Annotated in this window: 27 protein-coding genes; 14 read left to right on the top strand and 13 right to left on the bottom strand. The window is 68.5% G+C overall.

From position 1 onward, the window contains the following. Positions 1-14: 14 nt before the first annotated feature. Complete coding sequence (locus ACIBG5_RS06470) at positions 15-977, bottom strand: aminoglycoside phosphotransferase family protein (protein WP_396390466.1); 963 nt, start codon at positions 975-977, stop codon at positions 15-17. Between the two features lie 324 nt (positions 978-1,301). Here ACIBG5_RS06470 and ACIBG5_RS06465 point away from each other — a divergent pair, with 324 nt between their 5' ends. After that, entirely contained in the window at positions 1,302-4,838 is a 3,537-nt protein-coding gene (locus ACIBG5_RS06465; RefSeq protein ID WP_396390465.1) for an ATP-binding cassette domain-containing protein, read from the top strand. A gap of 164 nt (positions 4,839-5,002) precedes the next feature. Here the strand turns inward: ACIBG5_RS06465 and ACIBG5_RS06460 are convergent, their stop codons facing one another. Then, positions 5,003-5,518 carry a GNAT family N-acetyltransferase gene (locus ACIBG5_RS06460; protein WP_396390464.1) on the bottom strand — a complete coding sequence of 172 codons (516 nt, stop codon included), beginning with the start codon at positions 5,516-5,518 and terminating at the stop codon, positions 5,003-5,005. Between the two features lie 286 nt (positions 5,519-5,804). Between ACIBG5_RS06460 and ACIBG5_RS06455 the strand changes: the two genes are divergently transcribed. Further along, the gene (locus ACIBG5_RS06455) at positions 5,805-6,626 is read left to right on the top strand and encodes a MarR family transcriptional regulator (protein WP_396390463.1); all 822 of its coding nucleotides are present in this window, start codon (positions 5,805-5,807) and stop codon (positions 6,624-6,626) included. Positions 6,627-6,806: 180 nt separating this feature from the next. Next, entirely contained in the window at positions 6,807-8,048 is a 1,242-nt protein-coding gene (locus ACIBG5_RS06450; RefSeq protein ID WP_396390462.1) for an RNA polymerase sigma factor, read from the top strand. Between the two features lie 3 nt (positions 8,049-8,051). Here the strand turns inward: ACIBG5_RS06450 and ACIBG5_RS06445 are convergent, their stop codons facing one another. Beyond that, on the bottom strand, positions 8,052-8,624 hold the full coding sequence (locus ACIBG5_RS06445) for a DinB family protein (RefSeq protein ID WP_396390461.1): 573 nt from the start codon (positions 8,622-8,624) through the stop codon (positions 8,052-8,054). Positions 8,625-8,761: 137 nt separating this feature from the next. Between ACIBG5_RS06445 and ACIBG5_RS06440 the strand changes: the two genes are divergently transcribed. Then, the gene (locus tag ACIBG5_RS06440) at positions 8,762-9,484 is read left to right on the top strand and encodes a VOC family protein (RefSeq protein ID WP_396390460.1); all 723 of its coding nucleotides are present in this window, start codon (positions 8,762-8,764) and stop codon (positions 9,482-9,484) included. Positions 9,485-9,526: 42 nt separating this feature from the next. After that, positions 9,527-9,985 (top strand): NUDIX hydrolase, encoded by a 459-nt coding sequence (locus ACIBG5_RS06435; protein WP_396390459.1) that lies wholly within the window; start codon positions 9,527-9,529, stop codon positions 9,983-9,985. Here the strand turns inward: ACIBG5_RS06435 and ACIBG5_RS06430 are convergent. Then, on the bottom strand, positions 9,974-10,810 hold the full coding sequence (locus ACIBG5_RS06430; protein ID WP_396390458.1) for an aminoglycoside phosphotransferase family protein: 837 nt from the start codon (positions 10,808-10,810) through the stop codon (positions 9,974-9,976). The genes ACIBG5_RS06435 and ACIBG5_RS06430 overlap by 12 nt on opposite strands. Positions 10,811-10,984: 174 nt before the next feature. On the opposite strand from ACIBG5_RS06430, the gene ACIBG5_RS06425 reads away from it, so the two are divergent. Continuing rightward, the gene (locus ACIBG5_RS06425; protein ID WP_396390457.1) at positions 10,985-11,827 is read left to right on the top strand and encodes an aldo/keto reductase; all 843 of its coding nucleotides are present in this window, start codon (positions 10,985-10,987) and stop codon (positions 11,825-11,827) included. Here the strand turns inward: ACIBG5_RS06425 and ACIBG5_RS06420 are convergent. Beyond that, a complete protein-coding gene (locus ACIBG5_RS06420) occupies positions 11,818-12,327 on the bottom strand; it encodes a hypothetical protein (protein WP_396390456.1) in 510 nt (169 codons plus the stop codon). The genes ACIBG5_RS06425 and ACIBG5_RS06420 overlap by 10 nt on opposite strands. A 74-nt stretch (positions 12,328-12,401) precedes the next feature. On the opposite strand from ACIBG5_RS06420, the gene ACIBG5_RS06415 reads away from it, so the two are divergent. Next, positions 12,402-13,268: a LysR family transcriptional regulator gene (locus ACIBG5_RS06415; RefSeq protein WP_396390455.1), complete on the top strand. Its 867-nt coding sequence runs from the start codon at positions 12,402-12,404 to the stop codon at positions 13,266-13,268. A gap of 97 nt (positions 13,269-13,365) precedes the next feature. Here the strand turns inward: ACIBG5_RS06415 and ACIBG5_RS06410 are convergent, their stop codons facing one another. Then, complete coding sequence (locus tag ACIBG5_RS06410) at positions 13,366-13,671, bottom strand: EthD family reductase (protein WP_396390454.1); 306 nt, start codon at positions 13,669-13,671, stop codon at positions 13,366-13,368. A gap of 176 nt (positions 13,672-13,847) precedes the next feature. Here ACIBG5_RS06410 and ACIBG5_RS06405 point away from each other — a divergent pair, with 176 nt between their 5' ends. Further along, positions 13,848-14,750, top strand: a complete 903-nt coding sequence (locus ACIBG5_RS06405) for a LysR substrate-binding domain-containing protein (protein ID WP_396390453.1) — start codon at positions 13,848-13,850, stop codon at positions 14,748-14,750. 103 nt (positions 14,751-14,853) lie between these two features. Here ACIBG5_RS06405 and ACIBG5_RS06400 read toward each other — a convergent pair whose 3' ends face one another. Next, positions 14,854-15,405, bottom strand: coding sequence for an isochorismatase family protein (locus ACIBG5_RS06400; protein ID WP_396390452.1), 552 nt, complete (start codon positions 15,403-15,405; stop codon positions 14,854-14,856). 36 nt (positions 15,406-15,441) lie between these two features. Further along, positions 15,442-16,413 (bottom strand): helix-turn-helix transcriptional regulator, encoded by a 972-nt coding sequence (locus ACIBG5_RS06395; RefSeq protein WP_396390451.1) that lies wholly within the window; start codon positions 16,411-16,413, stop codon positions 15,442-15,444. Positions 16,414-16,465: 52 nt separating this feature from the next. Between ACIBG5_RS06395 and ACIBG5_RS06390 the strand changes: the two genes are divergently transcribed. Together ACIBG5_RS06390 and ACIBG5_RS06385 are read left to right on the top strand one after the other, a co-directional pair. Then, the gene (locus ACIBG5_RS06390) at positions 16,466-17,002 is read left to right on the top strand and encodes a DinB family protein (RefSeq protein ID WP_396390450.1); all 537 of its coding nucleotides are present in this window, start codon (positions 16,466-16,468) and stop codon (positions 17,000-17,002) included. Between the two features lie 40 nt (positions 17,003-17,042). Then, a complete protein-coding gene (locus ACIBG5_RS06385) occupies positions 17,043-17,987 on the top strand; it encodes a helix-turn-helix transcriptional regulator (RefSeq protein ID WP_396390448.1) in 945 nt (314 codons plus the stop codon). Here the strand turns inward: ACIBG5_RS06385 and ACIBG5_RS06380 are convergent. Continuing rightward, a complete protein-coding gene (locus ACIBG5_RS06380; RefSeq protein WP_396390447.1) occupies positions 17,972-18,406 on the bottom strand; it encodes a GNAT family N-acetyltransferase in 435 nt (144 codons plus the stop codon). The genes ACIBG5_RS06385 and ACIBG5_RS06380 overlap by 16 nt on opposite strands. 93 nt (positions 18,407-18,499) lie before the next feature. On the opposite strand from ACIBG5_RS06380, the gene ACIBG5_RS06375 reads away from it, so the two are divergent. Further along, the gene (locus ACIBG5_RS06375) at positions 18,500-19,381 is read left to right on the top strand and encodes a toxin-antitoxin system, toxin component (RefSeq protein WP_396390446.1); all 882 of its coding nucleotides are present in this window, start codon (positions 18,500-18,502) and stop codon (positions 19,379-19,381) included. Between the two features lie 31 nt (positions 19,382-19,412). Here ACIBG5_RS06375 and ACIBG5_RS06370 read toward each other — a convergent pair whose 3' ends face one another. Continuing rightward, positions 19,413-19,838, bottom strand: coding sequence for a nucleoside deaminase (locus ACIBG5_RS06370; RefSeq protein ID WP_396390445.1), 426 nt, complete (start codon positions 19,836-19,838; stop codon positions 19,413-19,415). Further along, the gene (locus ACIBG5_RS06365; RefSeq protein WP_396390444.1) at positions 19,835-20,683 is read right to left on the bottom strand and encodes an LLM class flavin-dependent oxidoreductase; all 849 of its coding nucleotides are present in this window, start codon (positions 20,681-20,683) and stop codon (positions 19,835-19,837) included. The genes ACIBG5_RS06370 and ACIBG5_RS06365 overlap by 4 nt, the downstream gene beginning before the upstream one ends. Before the next feature lie 94 nt (positions 20,684-20,777). Here ACIBG5_RS06365 and ACIBG5_RS06360 point away from each other — a divergent pair, with 94 nt between their 5' ends. From ACIBG5_RS06360 to ACIBG5_RS06350, 3 genes are read left to right on the top strand one after another with little or no spacing between them, the layout of a single operon-like run. After that, the gene (locus ACIBG5_RS06360) at positions 20,778-21,239 is read left to right on the top strand and encodes an Lrp/AsnC family transcriptional regulator (RefSeq protein WP_396390443.1); all 462 of its coding nucleotides are present in this window, start codon (positions 20,778-20,780) and stop codon (positions 21,237-21,239) included. A 33-nt stretch (positions 21,240-21,272) separates the two neighbouring features. Continuing rightward, on the top strand, positions 21,273-22,118 hold the full coding sequence (locus ACIBG5_RS06355; protein WP_396390442.1) for a hypothetical protein: 846 nt from the start codon (positions 21,273-21,275) through the stop codon (positions 22,116-22,118). After that, positions 22,115-22,891, top strand: coding sequence for an SDR family oxidoreductase (locus ACIBG5_RS06350; protein WP_396390441.1), 777 nt, complete (start codon positions 22,115-22,117; stop codon positions 22,889-22,891). Before ACIBG5_RS06355 ends, ACIBG5_RS06350 begins: the two co-directional genes overlap by 4 nt. Positions 22,892-22,898: 7 nt before the next feature. On the opposite strand, the gene ACIBG5_RS06345 is transcribed toward ACIBG5_RS06350, so the two are convergent. Then, on the bottom strand, positions 22,899-23,333 hold the full coding sequence (locus tag ACIBG5_RS06345; protein WP_396390440.1) for an OsmC family protein: 435 nt from the start codon (positions 23,331-23,333) through the stop codon (positions 22,899-22,901). A 30-nt stretch (positions 23,334-23,363) separates the two neighbouring features. Further along, positions 23,364-24,014, bottom strand: coding sequence for an SDR family oxidoreductase (locus ACIBG5_RS06340; protein WP_396390439.1), 651 nt, complete (start codon positions 24,012-24,014; stop codon positions 23,364-23,366). Positions 24,015-24,047 lie beyond the last annotated feature (33 nt).

Here is a 24,047-nt window from a genome sequence, read left to right as displayed (position 1 = left end):
CGGCCTTCCCGGTCTCAAGCCGACGGACGCACGGTCGGAGTCGACGCCGGGGATCGGCTGCCCGAGTACTCGGAGAAGATCTCGTCGAGGACGCGCTTCGCGCTCGCACACACCGCCGCATCCTCGGGATCTTCGTAGGTATACCAATAGGTGGCGATTGCTTTCCACAGGGCCCAGCCGCGCCCACGCGCCCAGGTCACCGCGTCCACCGACAGCCGATCCCGGAACGCCTGGCGGCCATCGGCGGTCAGCAACGTCCAGGCGATCGCGAGATCGCAGGCCGGGTCGCCGACGCCGCATGTCCCGAAGTCGATGACGGCCGTCAACTGCCCGTTGTCCAGCAGAAGATTTCCCTCTGCGACGTCTCCGTGGAACCAGCGGTCCGCACCGTCCCAGCGTGCGTCGAGCGCGTTCGACCAGATCTCTCGGGCCAACTCGACATCGATGTGGCCGTCCAATTCCCCGAGCGCGCTGTGGGTGTTCTTGTCGTAGGTGCGCAGTGTGCCGCCCCGGAACCAGTTGTGAGTTCCCGGCTGGGGGCCGTCAGTGGCGTCGACGCTCTGCAAGGCGGCCAGGAAGCCGGCCAGGTCGAGGGCGAACTGAACAGGATCGGCGATGCGGTCCGCGGTGGCAGTCACGCCGTCGAGCCACTGGTAGATCGACCACGAATGCGGGTACTCCGCGCTCGGCTTGCCCTTCGCCAGTGGGACGGGGATCGGCAGCGGGAGTTGGCGAGCGAGCGTCGGAAGCCACCTGTGCTCCTTCTCGACCGCCTGGGCGTACTCGGACGCGCTGGGTATGCGCACCACCATGTCGGTGCCGAGATGGAACGTCCGGTTATCCCAGCCGCCGTTGGCCACGGGGTGGACGGGAAGACCGGCCCACTGCGGGAACTGCTCCTCAACGAGACGGCGTACCTGCGCTGCCTTGACGTCGATGCGCTCCGGCACGGGACCGAGATCCGGCGTGTTACTCAAGGCAAACATCCTCGGGTCATTGAAGTTGAAACGAGTCGAGTACTCCGAAAAACCGATAACACGATGCACGACACCGCATCACCAGCCCTGCACCGTACCGGCAGGAAGGGATCACAACGAGGTTCAACTGGCAGAACCTAAGCGCCGATAAGCGACATTATGTCAACTACCCGGCCTATCGCCGCTTCCCCAGCCTGTCCGGTTGGGATCGCTCACCGGTTGAATCCTGCGCGAAACCACCATGACGACCACCCGTCGGCGAGCGCCGCAGCGACTGGAAAATCGGCTGACTCTTTCCGCGCCGCGACCTAGGGTTTCGGATTGATGACCGACCTCCTCGCGCGGCTGCCGGATGCCCGCGCGACTGCCCCACCGCCGCCCGCCGATCCGGCCCGGCGGGTCGATTGGCGACGCCTCCGCGGGCCGGCCTCCGCGCTGGCGCTCGCGGCAGCGGCGATCGCGTCGCTGGGTTCCACACTAGGCAGTGTCGTGGCCGGACTGCTGGCGGCACAGCCCAGCTGGCGGCTGGTCGGATTGCTGATGGTGTGTGTCGTCGGCGGGGCCGTGATCAACAGCTTCGGCAAGATCCTTTGGGTTGGCGTCTCCGACAGGGTCGAGGGCCGGCTCCGCGCGGACGTGCTCCAGGCCGCCATCCGACAGCCCCTGGCCGTACTGAACGAACAAGCCGTCGGCGAGATCCTCGACCGCGTCGACGACGACTCCCACGAGGTCGGCACCCTGCTGCGTTCCCAGCTGTGGACGCTGGCGGGAATCCTCTTCGGGACGATCCCGATGTGGATCGTCGCCGGGGTGACCTGGTGGCCGGCCGCTGTGCTCTTCCCGGTGCTGGCCGTGATCACCTGGTTCGCCATCCGCAAGCTCCTGGCCGAGATCGCCAGCCGGAAGATCATCGAGGAGATGGCCTGGACCGACCATACCGCCGCACTCGAGGAAGGCATCGCGGCCCGCGACGATCTCCGGACGAGTCTTGGCCAGGCGCACGTCCTGGCCCGGGTTGCCCGGCTCTCGGCCACGGCGCACGAGAAGGTCAACTCGAGGGTCGCCGTGGACAGCCAGATCGCCCGTCGGGCCGGCGTGCTGTTGCATGGCCTGCTGGTAGCGATCGGCGTCGCCGGGATCGCCCTGGCCGTCGACAACCATCTCACCGTGGCACGGTTGGTGACGCTGTTCCTGGTCACCTCGACCTTCGTCGGACAGATCGCGATGATCGCCAACAATCTGCCCGATCTCCAGGCCGGACTCGGCGCCGTCACCCGGCTGCGGCAGATGCTGGCAGCCGAACCCGAACCGGAGGGCGGGTTGGAGCTTCCATTGGACGGCCCGGTCGACCTGGAGATCCGCGACCTGGACTTCTCGTACGCGGAGGGCACCTTCGCCCTCCGCGACATCAATCTGCAGGTACTGGACGGTCAGACCATCGCCTTGGTCGGACGCACCGGCTCCGGCAAGTCGACACTGGCGTCACTGATCTCGCGAGCCGTCGAGCCGCCGCCGGGCAGCGTGTTCCTGGCCGGTCACGATGTCGGCGATCTCGATCTGCACAAGCTGCGCGCGGCGGTCGGTGTGGTCACCCAGCGGACGGAGATCCTGGCCGGCAGCCTGGCCGAGAACATCGCCCTGTTCAACGACGACCTGCCGAGGCCAGTCATCGACGCGGCCGTGGTGGAACTCGGGCTCGGCGACTGGGTGGCAGGCCTGCCAGACGGCCTGGACACGCTGCTCGGCCCGGGTGGCACGTCGTTGTCCGCAGGCGAGGAACAGCTGGTCGCGTTCGCCCGGCTGCTGGTCCGCGACGTCAGGGTGGTGATCCTGGACGAGGCGACCGCGCGGATGGATCCGCTCACGGAGCGGCTGGTGATCGCCGCATCGGACCGGCTGCTCTCCGGCCGTACCGGCGTTCTGATCGCCCACCGGCTCTCGACGATCGCCCGAGCACCGCTGGTCGCAGTCCTCGATCATGGCCGGGTAGTCCAGCACGGAGTTCGTGCCGAACTGGCCGTCTCCCCCGGACCGTTCCGGGAACTGTTGCTGGCCGGCGGACCCGCCGACGACGGTCATGATCATCACCGCGAGCGGGATCGTGCGATCAATGCCCCGGCCGAGGCGGTCGGTGGTCGGCGCCGGATCGGCGAACCGCCCGAACATGCCGACGTCGGCACCGGACCCAGTCTTGCCCGCGGCGTCGCGCATGCGCTGCTGCTCCGTCCGGAATGGAGCGTGGTCGGCGCCGTGCTGTTCCTGTTCGCGGCCCTGACCGGTGCGCAAGGAGCGGTCACCGGTCTGGTGTGGGGTCATGTCGTCGAGGCCCTGCAACACGGGCAGGCACCGTGGTGGCTCGCCGTGGCCCTGGTGGCGACCGTGCTCGCTGCCCCGCTGCTGTTGGCCGAAGGCCTCGGGCGCTATCCGCGCCGGTGGGCCGAGGTGATGCTGCGGACGCGGATGTCGGTGCTCTTCGGTCAGACCGGACAGCACCGACTACCCCGGACGCCGCCGGGCGAGGTGGTCGCCCGCTCCATGGATGCCGGCCGGATCGTCCACTACGGCGACCGCTGGGTCGACTTCCTCAACGCGATGGTGATCGCCGTCGTCACCGCCGTACTCGGTGGCACCTGGCTGGCAGGCGCCGTGTTGCTGGCCGTGATGGTCTCGTCGGCGCTGGCCTCGACCGTCGGCCGCCCCGTCGCCGGTCGATCGGCGGCCGCGGCGTCGGCCGCCCGCGCTCGGTTCGGTCGTGCACTGGTGTCCGCACTGGACGCGGCCCGGACGATCAAGCTGGCAGCCGCGACGCCACAGGTGCACACCCATCTGAAGCATGTGGACGGTGGCCGGGTGGACGCCGCGGTGCGGGAACACCGGGTGCAAGCGTGCCTGGACGGCATCCCCGTCGTGATGGTGCAGGTCGGCGTGGTGTCGGCCTGGGCGGCGTACATGGGAAACATCTGGAGCCTGGCCACCGCGCTGCTGGTTGCCAATGCCGTCAACGGCTTCGACTACTTCGGACGAGTCGCCAGTTCGGTCGTCACCGACGCGCCGGGCACCCGGGCCTGGCAGGCCGAGACCAGCCGCTTCGCCGGCGGCACCGACCTGATGGACCTGCCGCCCGGTGTCGACCTGGTCGCCGGCATCGCGCCCGGACCCGAGCCGGTGCCCCGGACCCGGCTGCGTCGGTTGGACCTGGTCGACCTCAGCGCGATCCACGACGACGGCACGATCGGCGTCTCCGGCGTCAACCTGACCGTCGAGGCCGGGCAGTTGGTGCTGTTGGTCGGCCAGGTCGGTTCCGGCAAGTCCAGCCTGCTCTCCGCCCTGGCCGGACTGATCGATCATCGCGGCCAGCTCCGCTGGAACGGCGAACTCATCGACAACCCGCAACTGTTCCTGCGTCCGGGCCAGGTCGCGCATGTTGCCCAGGTTCCCCGGGTGCTGTCTGGCACCATCGCCGACAACGTACGGCTCGGGCACGCCCGCGCGTTCGAGGGTCCGGTCGCGGGCGCCCGCCTGGACGCCGACGTCGTCGACGCCGGCGGCAAGGACGCGCTGGTCGGCCATCGAGGCGTACGACTCTCCGGCGGCCAGGTCCAACGCCTCGCGCTCGCCCGCGCCCTGGCGACAGATGCGGAGCTGCTGCTGGCCGACGACGTCTCCAGCGCCCTGGACGCCACCACCGAGATCGAACTGTGGAAAACACTGCGGGAGCGCCGCGCGACGGTCATCGGCGCGACCTCGAAACGGGCTGCCCTGGCCCAGGCAGATCGGGTGGTCGTACTGGTCGACGGCGAGGTCGCCGCGGTCGGCCCCTGGTCCGAACTCTCCCCGCGTTGGTCCCACTTGGCCGGCTGACTCCTTCCCGCCGAGGGGTCAGCCGCACCCTCAGATCCGCCGCCGGGGGCCGCGCCAAACCAGGCGGGCATGGCTGCCCGATGATCGCTCCACCACCGGGTCGCACGGACCCCGACGCCGTGATGGACCAGGTCTGTGACCTCGGGTTCCATTGGCCTTGCGAGTCAGGGCAGGTGTACGAAGCCGAGGTAAGCGGCTCCGGCCGGCCCCGGACGCGAGGTTCCGTCCCGGATCCAGCCGTGCCGCTCGTAGAACCGGATGGCACGAGAGTTTCGCTCCCACACATCGACCTCGCCGACGGCGTCAGTACGGCGTGCGATGGAGACGAAGCGTGTCATCAGAGCGCTACCGACGCCGATGGACCACTGGCCAGGCTCTACGAAGATACCGACGAGCCGGACACGCGTCTCGTCAGGCGCTCTGGTCGGAAACACCCCGCTGGCATCCACTGTGACCACACCGACGATGTCATCGCCCAAGGCAGCTACCAGGACGGCGATCCGAGAATCGTCCACCATCTTGCGCCATGTCTCCCGGTACCCCTCGTCAGGCAGCGCTGCCACCTCATGGCCGCCGGCACGGTAGTACACAGCCCGCGACCGGGCATGCAGTTCCGCCAGCGCATCGCCGTCCCCCGGCACCGCGTCGCGAATGTGGACCACCTGGGTTGGCTCTGTCATGAGACACGAGGCTACGACTTCCCCCAAGAGGCGATCCAGCAGGCGATGACCAGGCAGATCCCTCTCGGCCGTACGCCGGAGGACTGGCAGCTGACGCAACGCCTGATGGTCGATCAGGCGTTGCGATTGTTCACGATCGACGCGGCGTACGGCACCTTCGAGGAGGGCGTGAAGGGCAGCCTCTCCCCCGGCAAGTACGAGCAGAAGGAATCCGCGCGACGGGTGTCGGATCGGGGCACTGGTGTTCGTGGCAGAGGTGAGCACCTGTCCACACCGAGGAGCAATCATGGAGTCCACCGCCCGCCACCTGCACCGGCTCGTGGAGCCGATCCACATGGTCACCTACATGTCCGAGGAGCCGACCGAGGCGCTCATGGCGCTCGGCCACCGCAACTACTGGGACGGCTACTTCGCCGGACGGGCCGCACCACTGGGACGTGTCCCGGCCGAAGTGGTCCATGCGATCTTCTACAACTTCGCCGACGGCGAGGTCGCCCGCCACATCCCCCGCGTCTGGGACACCGCCACGCCTGAGGCAGCCCTCGCCGCGCGTGAGCAGGGCAGCGCCGCCGCGCTGAGGCGGATTCTCGGCGACCTTGCGGACTCCCCCGGCCTCACGCGTGCCGCCGACCTCGCCACCAAAGCAGCGTCGAGCGCTCCGACGGAGGGACGGATCCTGTACGCCGGGCTCCGAGCACTCCCCGTACCCGAGGAGCCCGTGGCCAAGCTCTGGCATGCGGCCACCCTGCTCCGCGAGCACCGGGGCGACGGTCATATAGCGGCTCTGGTCGCCGCGGGCATCGGCGGGACGGAGGCCCACGTACTTCACGCGCTCTCCGTGGACATGCCCGCGGAGAAGTTCGGCCGGGTCCACCATCTCCCCGCAGCCCAGCTGGCCGCGGTCGTGAACGGAATGCGCGCCCGTGGCCTCGTCGACGACTCCGGCTGGCTCAGTGACGTCGGCCGGAAGACCAAGGAGCAGATCGAGTCACTCACCGACGACCTCGCGGCCGCGGCGTACGACGGCCTGGAGCCGAACGAGCTCGACCAGCTCATCGCGGACCTCGAGCCCATCTCCACAACGCTCGACGCGGCCGGCTCCCGGTGAGTGGCCCCGGAATGTCCTTGAAGAAATGCCGTGAGGCAGTATCGGATCAGGGCAGAGTTGTCGTTGCAGAGGTGAGCGGGTGCCCACGAGGGGCGCCACCCGAACCGCAGGAGATTCCGAGATGCAGTATCTGGTTTCTGTGATCGATGACAAGACCGACGTCGAGGTGCGGCCGTTCCGGTGAGCGCGGTCGACGCCCAGCAGGCGATCATCCAGGTCCACCACGAGGAGTGGGCGCGAGTGGTCGCCGCCCTGACCAGGCGCTTCGGCGACCTGGACATCGCCGAGGAGGCGGCCGCCGAGGCGTTCGCGATCGCTGTCGAGCGGTGGCCGGCCGACGGCGTACCCCCGAACCCCGGCGCCTGGCTGACCACGACGGCCAACCGCAAGGCCATCGACCGGATCCGGCGCGAGAGCAAGCGCGACGACAAGCACAAGGAGGCTCAGATCGTGTACGACGACGACCCGCCTGAGCGTCTCGGTGCGATCGACGACGACCGGCTCCGGCTGATCTTCACCTGCTGTCACCCTGCGCTCTCGCTGGAGACCCGGGTGGCGCTGACGCTGCGGATGGTCGGCGGTCTGACCATGCCCGAGATCGCCCGTGCCTTCCTGGTGCAGGAATCGGCCATGGGTCAGCGGATCACCCGGGCGAAGGCCAAGATCAAGGCGGCTCGGATCCCTTACCGGGTGCCGTCCGCGGAGGATCTCCCGGCGCGCGCCTCCGGCGTACTCTCCGTGCTCTTCCTCGTATTCAACGAGGGCTACCTCGCAACCGGCCCCGACACCGATCCCGTACGTCATGAGCTCACCGCTGAGGCGATCCGGCTCACCCGTCTGATCCGTGCTCTGATGCCGGCGGACGGTGAGGTGGCCGGGCTGCTCGCGCTGATGCTCCTCACCGAGGCCCGGCGTACCGCGCGAGTGTCGGCCACTGGTGAGCTCGTGCCTCTCGACGAGCAGGACCGTGGAGCGTGGGACGCGGCACTCATCGCCGAAGGCCATCGGCTGGTGCGTGAGCGCCTCGCCGCGGCCGCCGCCGGGGTGGCTCCGGGTCGCTACCAGGTCCTCGCCGCGATCAACGCCGTACACACCTCTGCCCGGGACATCCGCGACACGGACTGGTCGCAGGTCGTCGCCCTGTACGACCAACTCATCCGCATCGATCCCTCGCCGATCGTCGCCCTGAACCGGGCCATCGCGGTCGCCGAGCTGGACGGCCCGGAGGTGTCACTGGCGGCTGTCGACCGTCTCGACGACAAGTTGGCCGGCTACCACGCGTACCACGCGACCCGCGCCGACCTGCTGCGCCGGTTGTGCCGCAGCGAGGAGTCGCGCGCGGCGTACGACCGAGCCATCGAGCTGGCGGGTAACACCGCCGAGACCGCGCACCTGACCCGCCGCCGCGACCAGCTGGGGTAGTTGTCAGGTAGTCGCTTCCCGGGCTGCCTTCTCGACTCTCGACCGGTGTGCGTCCCAGTCGGTGTCGTCGGCAGTTGCGGTCGGCCGTGCGCCGACCGCGCCGTCCAGTTGCTCGCGCAGGATGTCGGCGTGGCCGGCATGGCGATTGGTCTCGGTGAGGACGTGGACCATCACGTTGAACAGCTTCACCTTCGGCCGCGGCCACCACGGGACGAAGCCGGGTGCGTCGATCGGCAGCGCCTCGATCGTGGCGTCGGCGTGGCGCCAGGCGCGCTTGTACCCCTCGATGATGTCGGCGTGTGATTCCTTCGCGGTGACCCACAGGTGGTCGTGGTTCGCGTAGCCAGGGTCGTCGAACTGGGGCAGCCGCTCCGGAAACGGGCGGCCGAAGATCTCGCCGAAGTACCGCGCCTCCGACAACGTCAGGTGCTTGACCAGACCCAGCAGGTTGGTCCCGGTCCTCGTGAGCGGCCGCCGTACGTCGTACTCGGACAGCCCCTCCACCTTGTACAGCAAGGATTCGCGGACCCAGCGCAGGTCGTCGTGCAGGTACTCCTTGGCAAAGTCGTCAATCACGCGAGCCACAGTGTCACACCCGACCCCACCCAGCCTCGGCGCGTAGATCCGAGGCGGAGTTAATCGCGTTGCGGGTGGTGGTCGGGCAGCCTAGCGTTGCAGTCTCGTGGCGGGTGCGGATCGGAGAGGCGATCAGGATGACTTCTCAACTTCTCGCGTTGTCTTTCGATGCGAACGATCCGGCCGGTGTCGCGCGTTTCTGGGCCGGCGTTCTCGGCTGGGAGATGGTCGACGACGCTCGCGGCGGGGTGGCGCTGCTGCCGAGTGACGACACCGGGTTCCGGCTGCGGTTCGTTCCGAGCGAGGAGCAGAAGACCGGGCCGAACCAGATGCACTTCGATCTGACCAGCCAGTCCCTAGAGCAGCAGCAGGAGACCGTGGCCAGGGCGCTCGAGCTCGGTGGTCGGCACATCGACATCGGCCAGCTTCCCGAGGAAGAGCACGTCGTACTCGCCGATCCCGAAGGCAACGAGTTCTGCGTCATTGAGCCGGGCAACAACTTCCTTGCCGACTGTGGATTCATCGGAGCGCTCTCGAGCGACGGATCGCAGCAGGTCGGGTACTTCTGGAGCGAAGCGCTCGGATGGCCGTTGGTCTGGGACCAGGACCAGGAGACCGCGATTCGCTCCCCCCACGGCGGTCCGAAGATCACCTGGGGCGGTCCCCCGCTGGATCCGAAGACGGGCAAGAACCGGCTGCATTTCGACCTCGCCCCTGCCGACGGTGGCGACCTGCAAGCCGAGGTCGACCGCCTCGTCTCCCTCGGGGCGAAGCGCATCGACATCGGCCAGGGTGACGCCGCCTGGGTAGTGATGGCCGACCCCGACGGCAACGAGTTCTGTGTGTGGCCCGCGGCGTAGTCCGCGCGAAAACTGTCCGGGGCAGGTGGGAGGGTCCTGGGCATGGCGATTCCTAGAGCGGCTGCAGTGGTGATGGATGCGGGCAACGTGTTGGTGATCAAGCGGTACCTGCGCCACGAGCGGGCTGACGAGTGCGTGATGTGCGAGGCGTTCGACGCATCGGGTCCGAAGTGCGAGGGACATGAGTACGCCGTACTGCCTGGCGGGCATGTCGAGGCGGGTGAAACACCGGGCGAGGCCGCGCTACGGGAGCTGTGGGAAGAGACGACGCTGACGGCCACGATCGACCGGCTGCTGTGGACCGGGACGCACAACGGACGACCCGCCTATTACTTCCTGATGGAGAACGTGGAAGGCGTTGCCGAATTGTCCGGGGAGGAAGCGGTGGAGCACTCCGAGCGCAACAGTTTCGAATTGCGCTGGACTTCCCCGGATCAGCTCGGAGAACTAGGAATGCATCCCGCCGACGTACAGGTTCGGCTGACCGAATTACTCGCGTAGGGCGGTGGCGAGCATGCGGTGGCCTTGTGCTTCGAAGGGTTCGTCGCCTACCTGGTGAGCCCAGACAGTGGTGTTGATGGCTTCGCGGAGTTGGATGCGGTGCCAGGTGGTGGGGTCGCGGGGATCCGAGCCGTAGCCGACGATGAAGGCGGGCTCCAGAGCGGGGTCGGTGGTGAATTGCTGGACTGCGAGCCGGACGAAGTCTGTGACCGCGGGCCTGAGATCGGCTCGGCCGAAATCGATGATGCCGACAGTGCCCTCGTCGATCAGCCAGTTGCGCGGCTGCCAGTCGCCATGGGTCGGAACCAGCAGGGCCACAGGGGTCGGCCAGGATGCAATCTCTGAACGCAAGCGCGCAGTCAACTCGGGCGCAATGGTGTGCTTCTTGTCCAGGTAGGCAAGGGATCGCTGGTTCTCCCGCGCCTCGTGGGTTTCGTCCGGTACGGCGATCTGGGCATGGAACGCCGCGAGCAGTTCACCAGCCTGGCGGTAGACGTCCGGGTCCCATTCCTGCTCGGTGCCTTGCACCAGCACCCCCGGCAGGAACTGCGTGATGAGAAGCTTGGCCTCCTCGTCGGCGTGGACGAGTCGAGGTGCTCTCCCCCGCGCGGTCCACGGCCCCAGCCACTCGCGATGGGCGCGGATCTCCCGGGCGATGTGTCCGTCATTCGGATCGCCGGCCTTGGCGATGTAGCGCTCGCCGTCGAGGTGGAGCTCGAGGACGGCGGTCCCGACCAGACCCCAACTGTGATCGGTCACGACCTCGACAGCGGGCATCCACTCCCGGAGGAGCTCACGCTGGCGCTCACTGAGTTGCGGAATCACCCGCCGAAGCCTATCGCAGCGCACAGAAATTCATCGAAAACCCTGGACGAATTGCGCCGGAGGTCTTATCCTGACCAAATGCAGAAAACACAACAGAATTACACTCTACCAACAAACCTATCATCACAAATTCCGGAAATCAAGTCCACGGAATTCTGGCGGCTCGGCGACCGCATGGTCCGCCGCATCGGATTCGGCACGAAGCGGCTCGCGGGAAGCGACGGCCGCGGGGCGGACGTGCAGGAGAAGGCGATCGCGCTGCTGCGCCGGGCGGTCGAGTTGGGCGTCAACCACCTCGACACCGCCGACTTCTACCCGACCTACGGGCAGGAGGGAAACAGCCGCGAGTTCGAGCCGCTCAACTGGGCGAACGACGCGATCTTCCGCGCGTTCGCGCCGTACGACGACGACCTTGTGATCGCGACGAAGGTCGGGCCGACGATCACCGGGCTGGCGCGGCCGGATGCCCTGCCTGCACTGGTCGAAGGCAATCTGCGCGCACTCGGCCGGGACTCGCTCGATCTCGTCTACCTGCGGCAGACCGGTCTCGACTCGGTCGCCGAGCACTTCGGTGTGCTGGCCGAGTTGAGGGCCAAGGGACTCATCCGGCACCTCGGCCTGTCGAACGTGCGGCTGGAGCACCTTGCGCAGGCTCAGGAGATCGCGCCGGTCGTCGCCGTACAGAACAGGTACAGCGTCGACTTCGGCCGGGTCAACGACGCGATCCTGGAGGCCTGTGGCGACCAAGGGATCGCGTTCGTCCCGTTCTTCACACTGACGGCGGACTCCCGCGAGACCGGCGGTGTGAAGCAGACCGACGTGATTCGCGAGATCGCCGCGGACCACGGTGCGACGCCGGCGCAGATCCGGCTCGCGTGGACGTTGAGTCGTGGCGACAACGTCCTGGCGATCCCCGGCACGGGGAACGCGCACCACCTGGAGGAGAACCTGGCGGCCGGCTCGATCCGCCTCTCCCCCGCCCAGCTCGAGGCGTTGGACGCTCTGCCTCAGTCGTAGTACCGGCGGGCGCTGCCGCCGATCGCGGTCACATCGGTGCCGTAGATGTGGACCGAGATCGCGGTGCTGTCCGTCGTGTTGTGCACCCGGTGAATGTCACCGGGCGGAGCGAAGCCGCTCACGTCGCCGACGTGGTTGTCGCTCTGGCCGACGATCCGGAGTTCGGCGTCGAACAGGTCCTCGTGCTCGACGCCCTGGATGACGCCGAACGCACACCAGGTGACGTGGTCATGGATCCGCGTCACCTGGCCGGGTCGCCAGACCAGGGCGATGATCGAGAACGAGCCGTCCGGTTCGACGTGCAGGGTGTGGCTGATGTAGCGGTCGGGCGAGCCGAGCCGCTGCTCGGGCGTCAGTACGTCGGGAGTGGGCAGGTTCCGGCGGAGTTCCTCGGCCACGAGCTGGGCCGTGTCGTTCCAGTCGGCGTGCTGGGAGATGGCGGTGCGGACGCCCGCCACGAGGTCGGTGAGTTGGCTGGTCGGAAGCGTTGTCGTTGTCATGTATTGAGCGTGCCCCCGCCAACCCATAACGTCTAATGCCAAGTCTTTAGGTCATCCATAGATGGAATTGATACATGCTCGATGTCACCAGGCTGCGCGTGATCGACGCCGTCGCGCGCCATGGCTCCGTCACCGCGGCGGCGCGCGAGTTGCACTACTCGCAACCGTCCGTCACGCATCATCTGTCCCGGCTGGAGGCGGAGACCGGCGCGCAGTTGCTGCAGCGGGTGGGTCGCGGGATCCGGCTCACCGAGGCGGGACGCATGCTGGCGGCCCGGGCCGCGGAGATCATCGGGCGGATCGACGCGGTCGACGCCGAGCTCGCGGCCCACGTCGGACTGACTGCGGGCAGAGTCCGCCTCGCCGGCTTCTCGTCGGCGATCGGGGCCCTGGTCCCGGGAGCGGTGGCAGCGCTGTCCGCGCAGCATCCGGGCCTGCGGATCAGCCTGATCGACACGCATCCACCCGAGGCCCTCGAGCTGCTCCGTATCGGGACGATCGACGTCGCGATCATCTTCCGGTACGACGAGACCGCGCCGGAGCCGAGCGGGATCCGGCTGCATCACTTGCTCGACGACCCGCTGTACGTACTGTCGTCGGGCCGGGAGGTCGAGCTGTCCGGGCTGCGTGACGCGACGTGGATCGCGGGTTGTGATCGTTGCCGGAGTCATCTTGTGTCGTTGTGCGCGGAGGAAGGCTACGAGCCTCGGATCGGCTACACCTCGGACGACATGGTGGTGATGCAGGCGCTCGTTGCGGCCGGCCTCGGCGTCACCACGATGCCCGGGCTCGCTCTTCGCACTCACCACGCCGACGGGGTGATCGCGAACGAGCTGCCTGGATCGCGGCGGCACGTCTACGCCGCCACCTACGGCGAACCACCGGACCCACCCGCGATCGCAGCCCTCCTCGCCGCCCTCACCGAGGCAGCCACTCCGTGACGCCGGCACGCCGCTGGCAGCCTGCCGAGGCGTCCGCCGATAGCCGGACCTGGCCGCAACGGCCGACCGAAAGCGTCCCGGAGCGTACCGGCCTGCCTCAGCCGGCCTGCACCGGATAGTGGATGATGACCGCACCGCCGGTGGCGTAGTTGGCGACATCGGCGGCCACCCGCTGGCCTTGCGGCGACGCCCGCGCCGCGGCCATGGCGGCGGCGTCAGCGAAGTCGCCTTCGAAGACCGCGAAGTACGGCGCTTCTCCCTTGGTCGCCGCCTCGTCGAAGCTGTAGCGCCACGCAAGCAGGCCGGGCCAATTCATGACCAGTGGAAGGTGGTTGGTCACGTAGTAGTCGCGGAAGTGGTCAGGGTCGGCGGGCTCGGAATACAGGACCACCAACTTATGCATGAATGCCTCCTGCATCGCCAGGTGCGGGACATCGGGATTCGGGTGACGGAGGTGGGTCCAGGACCGCGGTCAGTTGAATCGTCATATGCGCAGGTTAGGGCTTGATGTGTGGCCGAAGGAAAGACCGAGACGGGATAGACTCAGAACGGATCGTTATCAATCGACAGGGAGGCCATGTGGCGCCGGATACGGTGAGCCTGCGGTACTTTCTGGTGCTGGCGCAGGAGTTGAACTTCACCCGCGCGGCCGCACGGATCGGTATCGCGCAGCCCGCACTCAGTGCCCGGATGCGCCGATTGGAGGCGGAACTCGGTACGAGCCTGCTGGTGCGTAACACGCGTAGCGTCGCATTGACCACGGCCGGTGCGGCTTTGGCGGAGTCCGCGCCGCCCGCGCTGGCGGCGCTGGACCGGGCATGGGACACCGCCCGGAATGCGGGGGCCGGTGAACTGGGCACGCTGCGCATCGGATATAGCCTCAGCGCGGGGGCCGAGACGGCACCGGCCCTGGTGGACAGGCTCATTCGCAGCAGCCCGGGACTCGAGGTCGGCGCGGTCCCGATGGCGACACCGGAGATCTCCCCCGCGGTCGCCGACGGCCGCATCGATGCGGGGATCACCCGCGGTGAACAGCCGGGTCGTGGCGTGCGCCGGTTCCTGCTGCGGCGTGAGCGCGTCGGGGTCCAATTGGCACAGCATCATCCGCTGGCCGAACACCCGGAGATCGAGATCGCCGATGCGGCCGAGTATCCGCTGCGACTCCCCGACCGTACGGCCAACCCCGTGATCCACGATCAGCTGTCCGCACTGTTCCGCGACACCCGGCCAAATCCCCGATTCCGCACGCCCGCAGTCTCTTTCGACATGTTTCAGCGCGACCTACGCGACGGGCTCACCCTCGCCCCGGCCGGTGAAGCCGCGGTCACGGCGCTACCGGCCGGTCTCACGTGGCGACCGCTGCAGGGCGCACCCACCTTGACGCTCCACCTGGTCCTCCCGCGCGTGCAGTCACCACTCCACCGCCGCATCCTTAGGGTCGCCAAAACCTTGGCACACGAGCTGCACTGGCTGCCGGACTGACGCGCAGCAGGTCACGCGAGACGGATCCGCGCGCGTTCCTGCACGCGCTCGACCAGATTCAGCTCACTCTGACGGATCCGGTCACTGCGCGGGCTCCCGGAGCTCAGCTGAAGTCGACCTCCTTGGTGGGCTGGACGCCGGCGGTGCGGCCCGGCGCCGTGTGGTTCTCCCAGTAGAGGTTGGTGTGCGCGATGACCTTGTCCGGCGGCGGAGCGCCCCACTCGGAGAGGTCCTCGGTGGTGTGGGCGTCGGCGACCAGGGTGACGTCGTACCCGCGGACGAAGGCGCCGTGGATCGTCGAGCGGATGCACTCGTCGGTCTGCGCTCCGCTGACGAACAGCCGGCCGATCCCGCCCTTGGCCAGGACGTCCTCGAGGTTGGTGTCCTCGAAGGAATCGGCGAACGTCTTGTGGACCAGAGGCTCGGCCTCGTCGCGGTCGAGCTCAGGAACGAGTTGCCACTCGTCGCTGTCCTTCACCAGGTGTTTGCTCGAGTGCTGCACCCAGACGACCGGCACACCGCCCGCGCGCGCCTTGCCGACCAGGCTGCTGATGTTCGCGACGGTCTGATCGCGCTCGTGAGTTCCTTCGACGACGCCGTTCTGGACGTCGATCACTACCAGGGCCGTGTTCGGCCTGTCGGACAACGTGGACATGGACGTCCCTCCTTCTGTTCGACTAGATCGGTGACGCTAGACCTGCCCACCGACAGTTTCCGTCGAACCGCTCGCCCGCAACAGCCGGTGAGCGAGCTCCTCCGTCGCCTCGACCAGCTCCGGGCAGCCGATCACGCGGTACGGCGTTGTGATCGCGGTCAACTGGGAGGCGTACCAGTCGGGCTCGTCCGTGCTCGCGGTGAGCCTGGTGTGGTCGGCATCGATGGCCTCCAGGCGGCCCATACTGCGGGCGATCCAGCACCTGGCCTGCTCCAGCGGTGCGTCGATGACGACCTCGATCTTGTACTTCCAGCCCATCGCCAGGTGCTCCTCGACCAGCGCCAGCGCATCAAGGTCCGGCGGTGGGGTGAACGTCTCGGTCCGGGTCTCGATGCCGCGGATCTTGTCGACGCGGAGGATGCGCCGAGCGTTCTTGGCGAGCGACCAGCAGAGCAGATACCAGCGGCCCCGGCGGACGACCACCGCCCAGGGATCCACCTCCATCGACCATTCCTCACCCGGGCAGCGCTCGTATCGGAGGACGACCCGCCGGCAGTCCGCGCTGTCCGATACCAGGTGAGCCGTGATCGCCGGGTCCGGAGTGCGAGCGCCGGGATCCGGTCCGCGGGCACTGACCCGGCGTACGGCGTCGGTCGAGCGGGCGATGGCCTCCGGGAGAACACGAATGATCTTTCCGAGCGCGACCTCCACCGGATCATCGGCGCCGCGCGGACCTTCGAGCACCGCCATCACGAGCCCGAGTGCCTCGGTCTGGCTGAACATCAGCGGCGCGAGTCGCAGGCCGCGGCCGACCCGGTAACCGCCGTACGGGCCGCGGACCGACTCGATGGGGATGTCGGCTTCGCGCAGGATCCCGACGTAGCGGCGGGCGGCGCGCTCGGAGACACCGAGCTTGTCCCCCAGTTGGTCGGCCGTGATGCCCGGGCTGTTCTGGATCAGCTCCAGCACCATCAGGGTCCGGGCCGTCGGACTCACGTCGTACGCCATGCGTCACCATTCCGGAAGTAGTCCGTCCGGAACCGAGGGTAGCGTGCCGCGCATGGACCTGAACACCATGACGGAACTGCCCGCCGCCGGCGACGAGATCCAGACGCTGCTCGGCGTACTCGACCGCAATCGCCGCACCTTCGCCTGGAAGTGCTTCGGGCTCGACGCGGCCGGCATGAACACGCGAGTCGCACCGTCCACCATGACTCTGGGCGGCTTGGTCAAGCATCTGGCACTGGTCGAGGACGACATGTTCTCGAACCGCCTGTTCGGACGGGATCCGGGCGCGCCATGGAACGCGGTCGACTGGGACGCCGACCCCGACTGGGAGTGGCGGACCGCGGCCGACGACTCCCCAGAGGCACTGCAGGCCTTGTGGGAGGGCGCTGTGGAGCGCGCACACGCGTCGGTGGCCGAGGCACTGGCCGACGGCGGAATGGGCAAGGTCGGCAAGACAGACGACGGGCAGAACCTGCGCCGGATGGTGGCGGACATGATCGAGGAGTACGCGCGGCACACCGGTCACGCCGATCTGATCCGCGAGTCGATCGACGGCCTGGTCGGAGAGGGCCAACCGCTGCCACAGTAAGTGCTCACTCGGTGAGCGCTTTCTCTGCGACCATGAAGGGGTGCGCGCGGATCGACTGGTGGCTGTGTTGCTGCTGATGCAGGCCCGGGGCCGGGTGACCGCGGCCGAGGTGGCCGGCGAACTCGAGATCTCGGTCGCGACCGCGCGCCGCGACCTCGAGGCACTGTCCACCGCAGGCATCCCGGTCTACCCACAGCCTGGACGCAATGGTGGCTGGCAGCTCATCGGCGGCGCCCGCACCGACCTCAGCGGGCTGACCGCGACGGAAGCACAGGCACTGTTCCTGCTGGTCGGGCCGGCCGCGTCGATCGCCCCTGATGCGAAGGCGGCGCTGCGGAAGCTGGTGCGGGCGCTGCCGGACACCTTCCGGGAGCACGCGCAGGCAGCGGCAGAGGCGGTCGTGATCGACCCGGCGCGCTGGGGTGAGCACGTGAAGGAGCGGCCCGAGTTGGTACGTCGCTTGCAGGATGCCGTCGTACGACGGGTGAAGGTGCGGCTCGAGTACGCCGGACGCGGGCGTGATGCGTCGGAGCGAGTGGTCGATCCACTCGGGCTCGTGGACAAGGACGACGTCTGGTACTTGATCGCTTGGACCGAGAAGGGGCAGCGGACGTTCCGTGTCGATCGGTTGCTGTCGGCGGAGGTGACCGCTGCGAGGTTCGAGCGGCCGGCCGACTTCGATCTGTCCGCTGCCTGGGACGAGATCGTCGACCGGATGGAGGAACGGCGGTCCGGACTGACGGCGACCGTACTGATGGACGAGCGGTTCGTCTGGGTGATGCAGGACCGGCTCGGGCGCAACTGCGAGGTCGACGGCATGGAGGGCGACCGCGCGCGGCTGAAGGTCACCGCGCCGACACCCCTGATGATCGCGCAGCATCTGGCCGGCTGGGGTGGGTCGATCGAGGTCGTCGATCCTCCGTCCGTGCAGGCCGAGCTGGCGCGACTCGGCCAGGAACTCGCCGACCGCTACAGCGGGATCTGATACAGGATGAAGCCGCGGTTCTCGGCGACCTGGTCGTAGAGCCGGCGGGCCGTCGCGTTGCTCTCGTGGGTCGACCAGTAGACCCGGCCGCACCCGCGCTCCTTCGCCCAATCGGTGACGGCAGCAATCAACGCCCGAGCCGCACCCTTCCCCCGCGCTTCGGGAGCGGTGAACAGATCCTGCAGGTAGCAGGAGTCCGGCGCCGTCGTACTCGCGTGGGTCAGGAAGTGCGCGATGCCGACCAGTTGGCCGTCGAGCCGGGCGCCGAGCGCGTGGACTTCTTCGGCCCGCTGGAACCGCGTCCAGGCCTGGTCGAAGAACTCCGGCGGCATCGTGCGGCCGTAGAACTCGTTGTATCCGGCAAACAGTCGCTGCCAGCCGTCACGGTCGGTAGGTTGCAGCGGGCCGATGGTGAGCATGGCGGCACGCTGCCACACCGATGGTCCGGATGGCCCGGTGGGGTGAGTAGGGTGCCCTGGTTTGGTGTCCCTCTCGATTCTCAGGAAGCGTCCGTGACCACATCACCACCGCAACCACCGCAGAATCCGTACCCCGGTCAGCCGGGCGGTTACGGACCTCCGCCGGAGCAGTTCCCCCAATACACCCAGCCCGAACAGCCGGGCCAACAGTCTGGGCAGTACCCGGGCCAGCCGCAGTCCCAGCAGCCGGTCCAGGCCTACCAGCAGCAGCCGTTCCACCAGGCCCCGCCGCAGCCGGGCCAGCCAGGTCAGCAGGACCAGTTCGGGCAGCAGCCGCTGCCGGCGTACCCCGGTGCGCAGATGGGTCTGCAGTGCCGGTTCTGTGGTTCCTTCCCGGCGGTCGACGCGACCGTGCGCGGGCACCAGGGCCTGATCATCCTGATGCGGTTCCTGAAGCTGCAGGGACCGTTCTGCCGTAGCTGCGGCATCGCGTCCGTGCGCGACATGACCGCGAAGAGCCTGTGGCAGGGCTGGTGGGGTATCGGGTCGTCGATCGTCAACCCGATCACCATGCTGATGAACATCGGGCCGATGCAGAAGTTCAAGAGTCTGCCCGAGCCGGCGCCGGGCGCGCCGGGCCGGCCGATGGATCCGGGCAAGCCGCTGTTCCGGCGCCCGGCCATCCTCGGTCTGCTGCTCCCGATCCTGGTGATCGCGGCGATCGTGATCAGCAACCTGACCACGACCACCACCTCCGAGGCCGCGGTCGGTCAGTGCGTGGTGAACAACGGCACGGCCGACGACCCGGACGTGAAGGTGGTCGACTGCACGTCGTCCGAGGCGGCCTACAAGATCGTCGGCAAGCTCGACGACAGCACCGACGACTCCAAGTGCGACCAGTTCGAGGGTGTCGAGGCGTCGTACACGGTGGAGAAGAGCTCCACGAAGTACACGCTCTGTCTCGCGCCGCTCTGATCGGCCAGGGGCCGGCCGGTGCGGCCGGCCCCTACTGGTAGTAGCCGTCGACCGGCACGCGCGCCTCGTCGTACAGGGCAGGACCTTCCTGCGGTACGGCGGGGAAGCCGCCGGTCGGCTTGAGTCCGCCCAACTGGTCGCCCGAGAGCGCGTACACGACAAGGCCGAGGCCGGACCGGGCGAGCGCGCCGGAGCACATCCCACACGGTTCACAGCTGGTGTACATGGTCGTTCCCGAGGCTGTCTCGGCGTCGAGGTTCCGCGCCGCCCACACCGCCAGCTTGAGCTCCGGGTGGAAGCTGATGTCGCTGTCGGTGATGGTGGTGTTCTGCTCCTCGGCCAGCACGGTCCCGTCGGGGCCGACCAGCAGCGAGCCGAACGGCGGATTGCCGGCTTCGCGTGCGGCCGCGGCCAGTTCGATCGCGCGGCGGAGGAAGCCTTCAGCTTCGGGGGTCACGAGTTCTCCCATCGTCGGTGCGCGGCGATCGTCGCCAGCGCTTGCCAGGCCACTTCGGGCCGTTCGGTCTCGGCAGGATCCCCCGCGAAGGGATCCAGGACGACGCTCCGCGCGCCGAGGTCACGGAGGGCGTCGATATCGGTGAGAACCTGCTCGAGAGAGCCCTCTCCCGCAACTCTCTCGTCATCGGGCAGCGGCTCCGGGGTCAGTCGCAGCAGGATCCGCGGCGCGAACTCCGGCACCGGCCGGTCCTCAGCGGCGGCGATCGACCGCAGCTTGTCCAGGGCCGAACTCATCCAGTCGACCCGATGGCGCAGCGGATGCCAGGCGTCGCCGAACCGGACAGCCCGCCGGAGTCCCGCCGTACTGCCGCCACCGATCCACAGCGGGATGTGGCCCTCGCCGTAGTCCTTGTCGTCGGCCCAGACCCGGCGCAGCTCACCGAGCAACTCGTCCGTCTGCCGGCCCCGCCGCGTGAAGTCGGCGCCGAGTGCCTCGAACTCCTGCCGCGCCCAGCCGACTCCGACACCGAGGACGAGGCGGCCGCCGCTGAGCTGCTGCAGGTTCGCCGCCATCCTTGCCACCAGCAACGGATGCCGGTACGGCGCGATCAGCACGGTCGTACCGAGGCGGATCCCGTCGGTGATCCCGGCGAGCCAGCTCAACGTCGTGAAGGGCTCGTAGAACGGCGCCGGATACTGCTCGGCGACATCCGGCGTGATCGCGACATGGTCGGACACCATCAGCAGGTCGTAGCCCAGGCCTTCCACGGTCCGGGCCCAGCCGCGCAGCCGGGCCGGGGTCGCGCCGGGGCCGAAGTTGAGGACGTTCACACCAAGTTCCACGCCATCTAGGCTATCGAGGTGAACACGCTGTTTTGAAGGGATTCCTCCCGGTGTACGGCGCACTCGACCGGGGAATCACCGGTAATATCGCGGTATGACCGAGACTCTCGATTCGACCGACTGGGCCATCCTGGTCGCGCTGCAGGACGACGCGCGGATGTCGCTGACCGAGCTCGGCCGCCGGGTGAACCTCAGTGCGTCCGCAGCGACCGAGCGGGTCCGCCGGCTCGAGTCGACTGGCGTCATCAGCGGCTACCGGGCCGATGTCAACCTGACCAAGGTCGGGTACGCCGTACTCGCCGTCGTCCGGCTGAAGTATCCGGGCAACAAGCACGAGCCGCTCCGCCAGTTGCTCAAGGAACGGCACGAGATCCTGGAATGCCTGCGCACCACCGGCGACGACTGCTACACGCTCAAGGTCGCCGCGGCGTCCATGCCGCACCTGGAGGAACTCGTCAACGAGCTCACCGAGTTCGGCAGCACGACGACCAACCTCGTCTACACGGAGACCCAGCCGTACCGCGGTCCGCAGGCCGCGCCGGGCGAAACCCGGTAGCGGTCCGCGGCGGGAGTTGAGAGCGTTGGCGGGGTGACTCTGACGGTCCTCGGCATCGAGGTATCCCCCGCCCTGCTCGCACACTGGGTCGACTGGCTCGCGCCCGAGGTCCAGCCGTTCTACGTCACCTGGCAACAGGCGAAGGACTGGGACCTCGTGACGGACGACCGTGAGCCGACGCGGGAGCAACGCGACACCTATCGCGTCTACAGGCTGGACAGCTCCGCGACGCACGTGGCCTGGCTGGACGAAGCGACGTACGCCGCGCTTCCGAAGCCGACGCGGGCCGCACTGGTCCGCGCGCAGGTCCGTCACAACCGTGGCGCTGTGCCGACCGTGCGCCGGTGGCACACGATTCTCGGTCCGGAACTCCGCCGGCAAGCCGACGGTCATCGGTTCGTCTGGTGGAAGTCGTTGCTCGAGGACCGGGCCGAGCAGGTGCTCCCACACGTCGTCAGCGAGGACATCGGACCGAGTCGGCACGCCGAAGTCCGCGAGTGGCCGTCCACGCTCCCCCGCGTCCGGGAGCTCGCCGGGACATACCCAGCGGGCAGCGGGCCCAACTGCTTCGGGACCGTCATGGCGGCGGCCGGCGTCCACGGAGCGGACCAGGTCTGGATGGTGCGCGAGCCCTTCGAGGAGTGGCTAGCCGGCAACACTGCCCCGCGCGGACGGGACGACGTACCGGGGACCGTCTTCGTCTGGCGCAACCAGAATGGTCTCGTGGAGCATGCGGCGATCACGATCGGCGGCGGCTGGATGTTGCACAAGCCGTCGCAGTCGTGGATGACACCGCGCAAGATCCGCACGGTCGCGGAGGTGAAGCGCAGTACGAGGACTGCGGGCTGGCGATTAGAGCGTCGTAGGCTGTCGGTGTGAGGCTTCTCGTCACTGGGGCCGCCGGCTTCCTGGGGCGTGAGGTCGTGCGGCTGGCTGGGCATGACGTCGTTCCGACGTACCACACAGCTGCGGTCGCGGGCGGGGTTCGGATGGATGTCCGGGACCGCGGCGAGGTCGCGGATGTGCTGCGCCGGGTCCGCCCCGATGGCATCATTCACGCGGCGTTCCGGCAGTCCGACTGGGAGACCACTGCTGACGGGGCCGCCAACCTGGTCGTTGCCGCAAGAGGTGCCCGGCTCGTGTTCGTGTCGACGGATGTGGTGTTCGGCGGAGCCGATCAGCCGTACGACGAGGATGCGGCGCCGTGCCCGGTCACGCCGTACGGCGCGGCGAAGGCGGCGGCCGAGACGACGATCCGCGCCGTCGATCCATCCGCGGTGATCGCGCGTACGTCGATCATCGTCGGGAGCGACGGTACGTCGGCCAGCGAACGGCTCGTGCACGAGTTGGCGAGTGGGCAACCGGGGGCACTGTTCGCCGGCAACATCCGGTGCCCGGTGCACGTCAGCGACCTGGCCAGCGCGCTGCTCGAGTTGCTGGAATCAGACCACACCGGCACGGCTCACGTGGCCGGCCCGGACGCCGTCAGCCGACTGGAACTCGGCCGGTTGATCGCGGCTCGCGACGGCCTCGACCCGGACACGTTGCCATTCGTGCCGGGCCAGCCGTCGGACGTTCGCCTCGACAGCCGGGAGACACAGAAGCTGCTCACCACCCGCCTCCGCCCGGTCGGCGAGTTCCTGACGACGTAGGCCGTGTCTAGGCGGTTTCGTCGACCGTCGTCGTGACGGGTGTGCCGAGTTCGACCGTGCGGCTGACCGTGCAGAGGCGGTCGTGCGACATCTTCACCGCGCGCGGCAGGGCCTCCCGGGCCTTGTCGCCGTCCTCACCCTCGGGGTAGCGGATGGTGAACTCGACGGTGAGGTTCTCCATCCGGTTGCCCTCCTCGGCGTCGCGGACCTTGTCGCCGCGCACCTCGGCACGGAACTCGGTCGGCTCGGCCCGCCGGCTGACCACGATGTCGACGTCGATCGCCGAGCAGGTGCCGATCGCGGCCAGCAGCAGCTCGACCGGGGTGAAGTCGGTGTCCGCACCGCCGGATCCGACCCGGATGCTGCCGCCGCGCGCGTTGCGGACCTCGTAGCTGCTGTTCGCCAGGCGTTCGAACTGCACCTGCCGGAGTGTGTCGCTCATAGCCGTCACAATCTGTTGCTCGTGGCAACGTCAGAGAGTCGTCAAGGCCTCGGCCACCGGGGTGTGTCCGGCGACGAGTTCGAGGGTCCGGCCGATCGAGGCCGGGGTGTCGCACAGCCCCGCCAGCACCAGCGCCACGTCGTCGCGGCTGATCCTGCCGTTGCCCGTCTTGTCGGCCAGCAGCACCTGACCGGTGCCGGGGTCGTTGGTCAGACCGCCCGGCCGCAGCACCGTCCAGTCGAGGTCCCTGGACCGCAGGTCTTCCTCGGCAGCCCACTTGGCCCGCAGATAGACGGTGAAGGTCTCGTCGTCGGTCAGCGAGGGCGCCCGGTCGGCGCCCATCGAGCCGACCTGGATGTGCCGCCGTACGCCGGCCTGCTCGGACGCGTCGGCGAACAGCGCGGCCGCACCACGGTCGACCGTGTCCTTGCGAGCGTTCCCGCTGCCCGGCCCGGCACCGGCGGCGAAGACCGCCACGTCGGCGCCGGACAGCACCCCTGCGACGGCCGCGGCGTCAGCCTGCTCGAGATCCAGTACGGCGGCCAGCCCGCCGGCCGCGGTGAGGTCGGCCTCGTGATCGGGGTTGCGGACCAGCCCGACCACCTCGTGACCGTCATCGGCCAGCAGCCTCGTCAGCCGCAGCGCGATCTGTCCGTGTCCACCCGCAATCACCACTCGCATGCCCCGAGCCTAACTCGCCGCCGCATCAGGCAA

Source organism: Kribbella sp. NPDC050241 (assembly GCF_044459685.1).
In the GTDB taxonomy this organism is placed as follows: Bacteria; Actinomycetota; Actinomycetes; order Propionibacteriales; family Kribbellaceae; genus Kribbella.
This window is presented reverse-complemented; position numbering and strand designations above follow the sequence as displayed.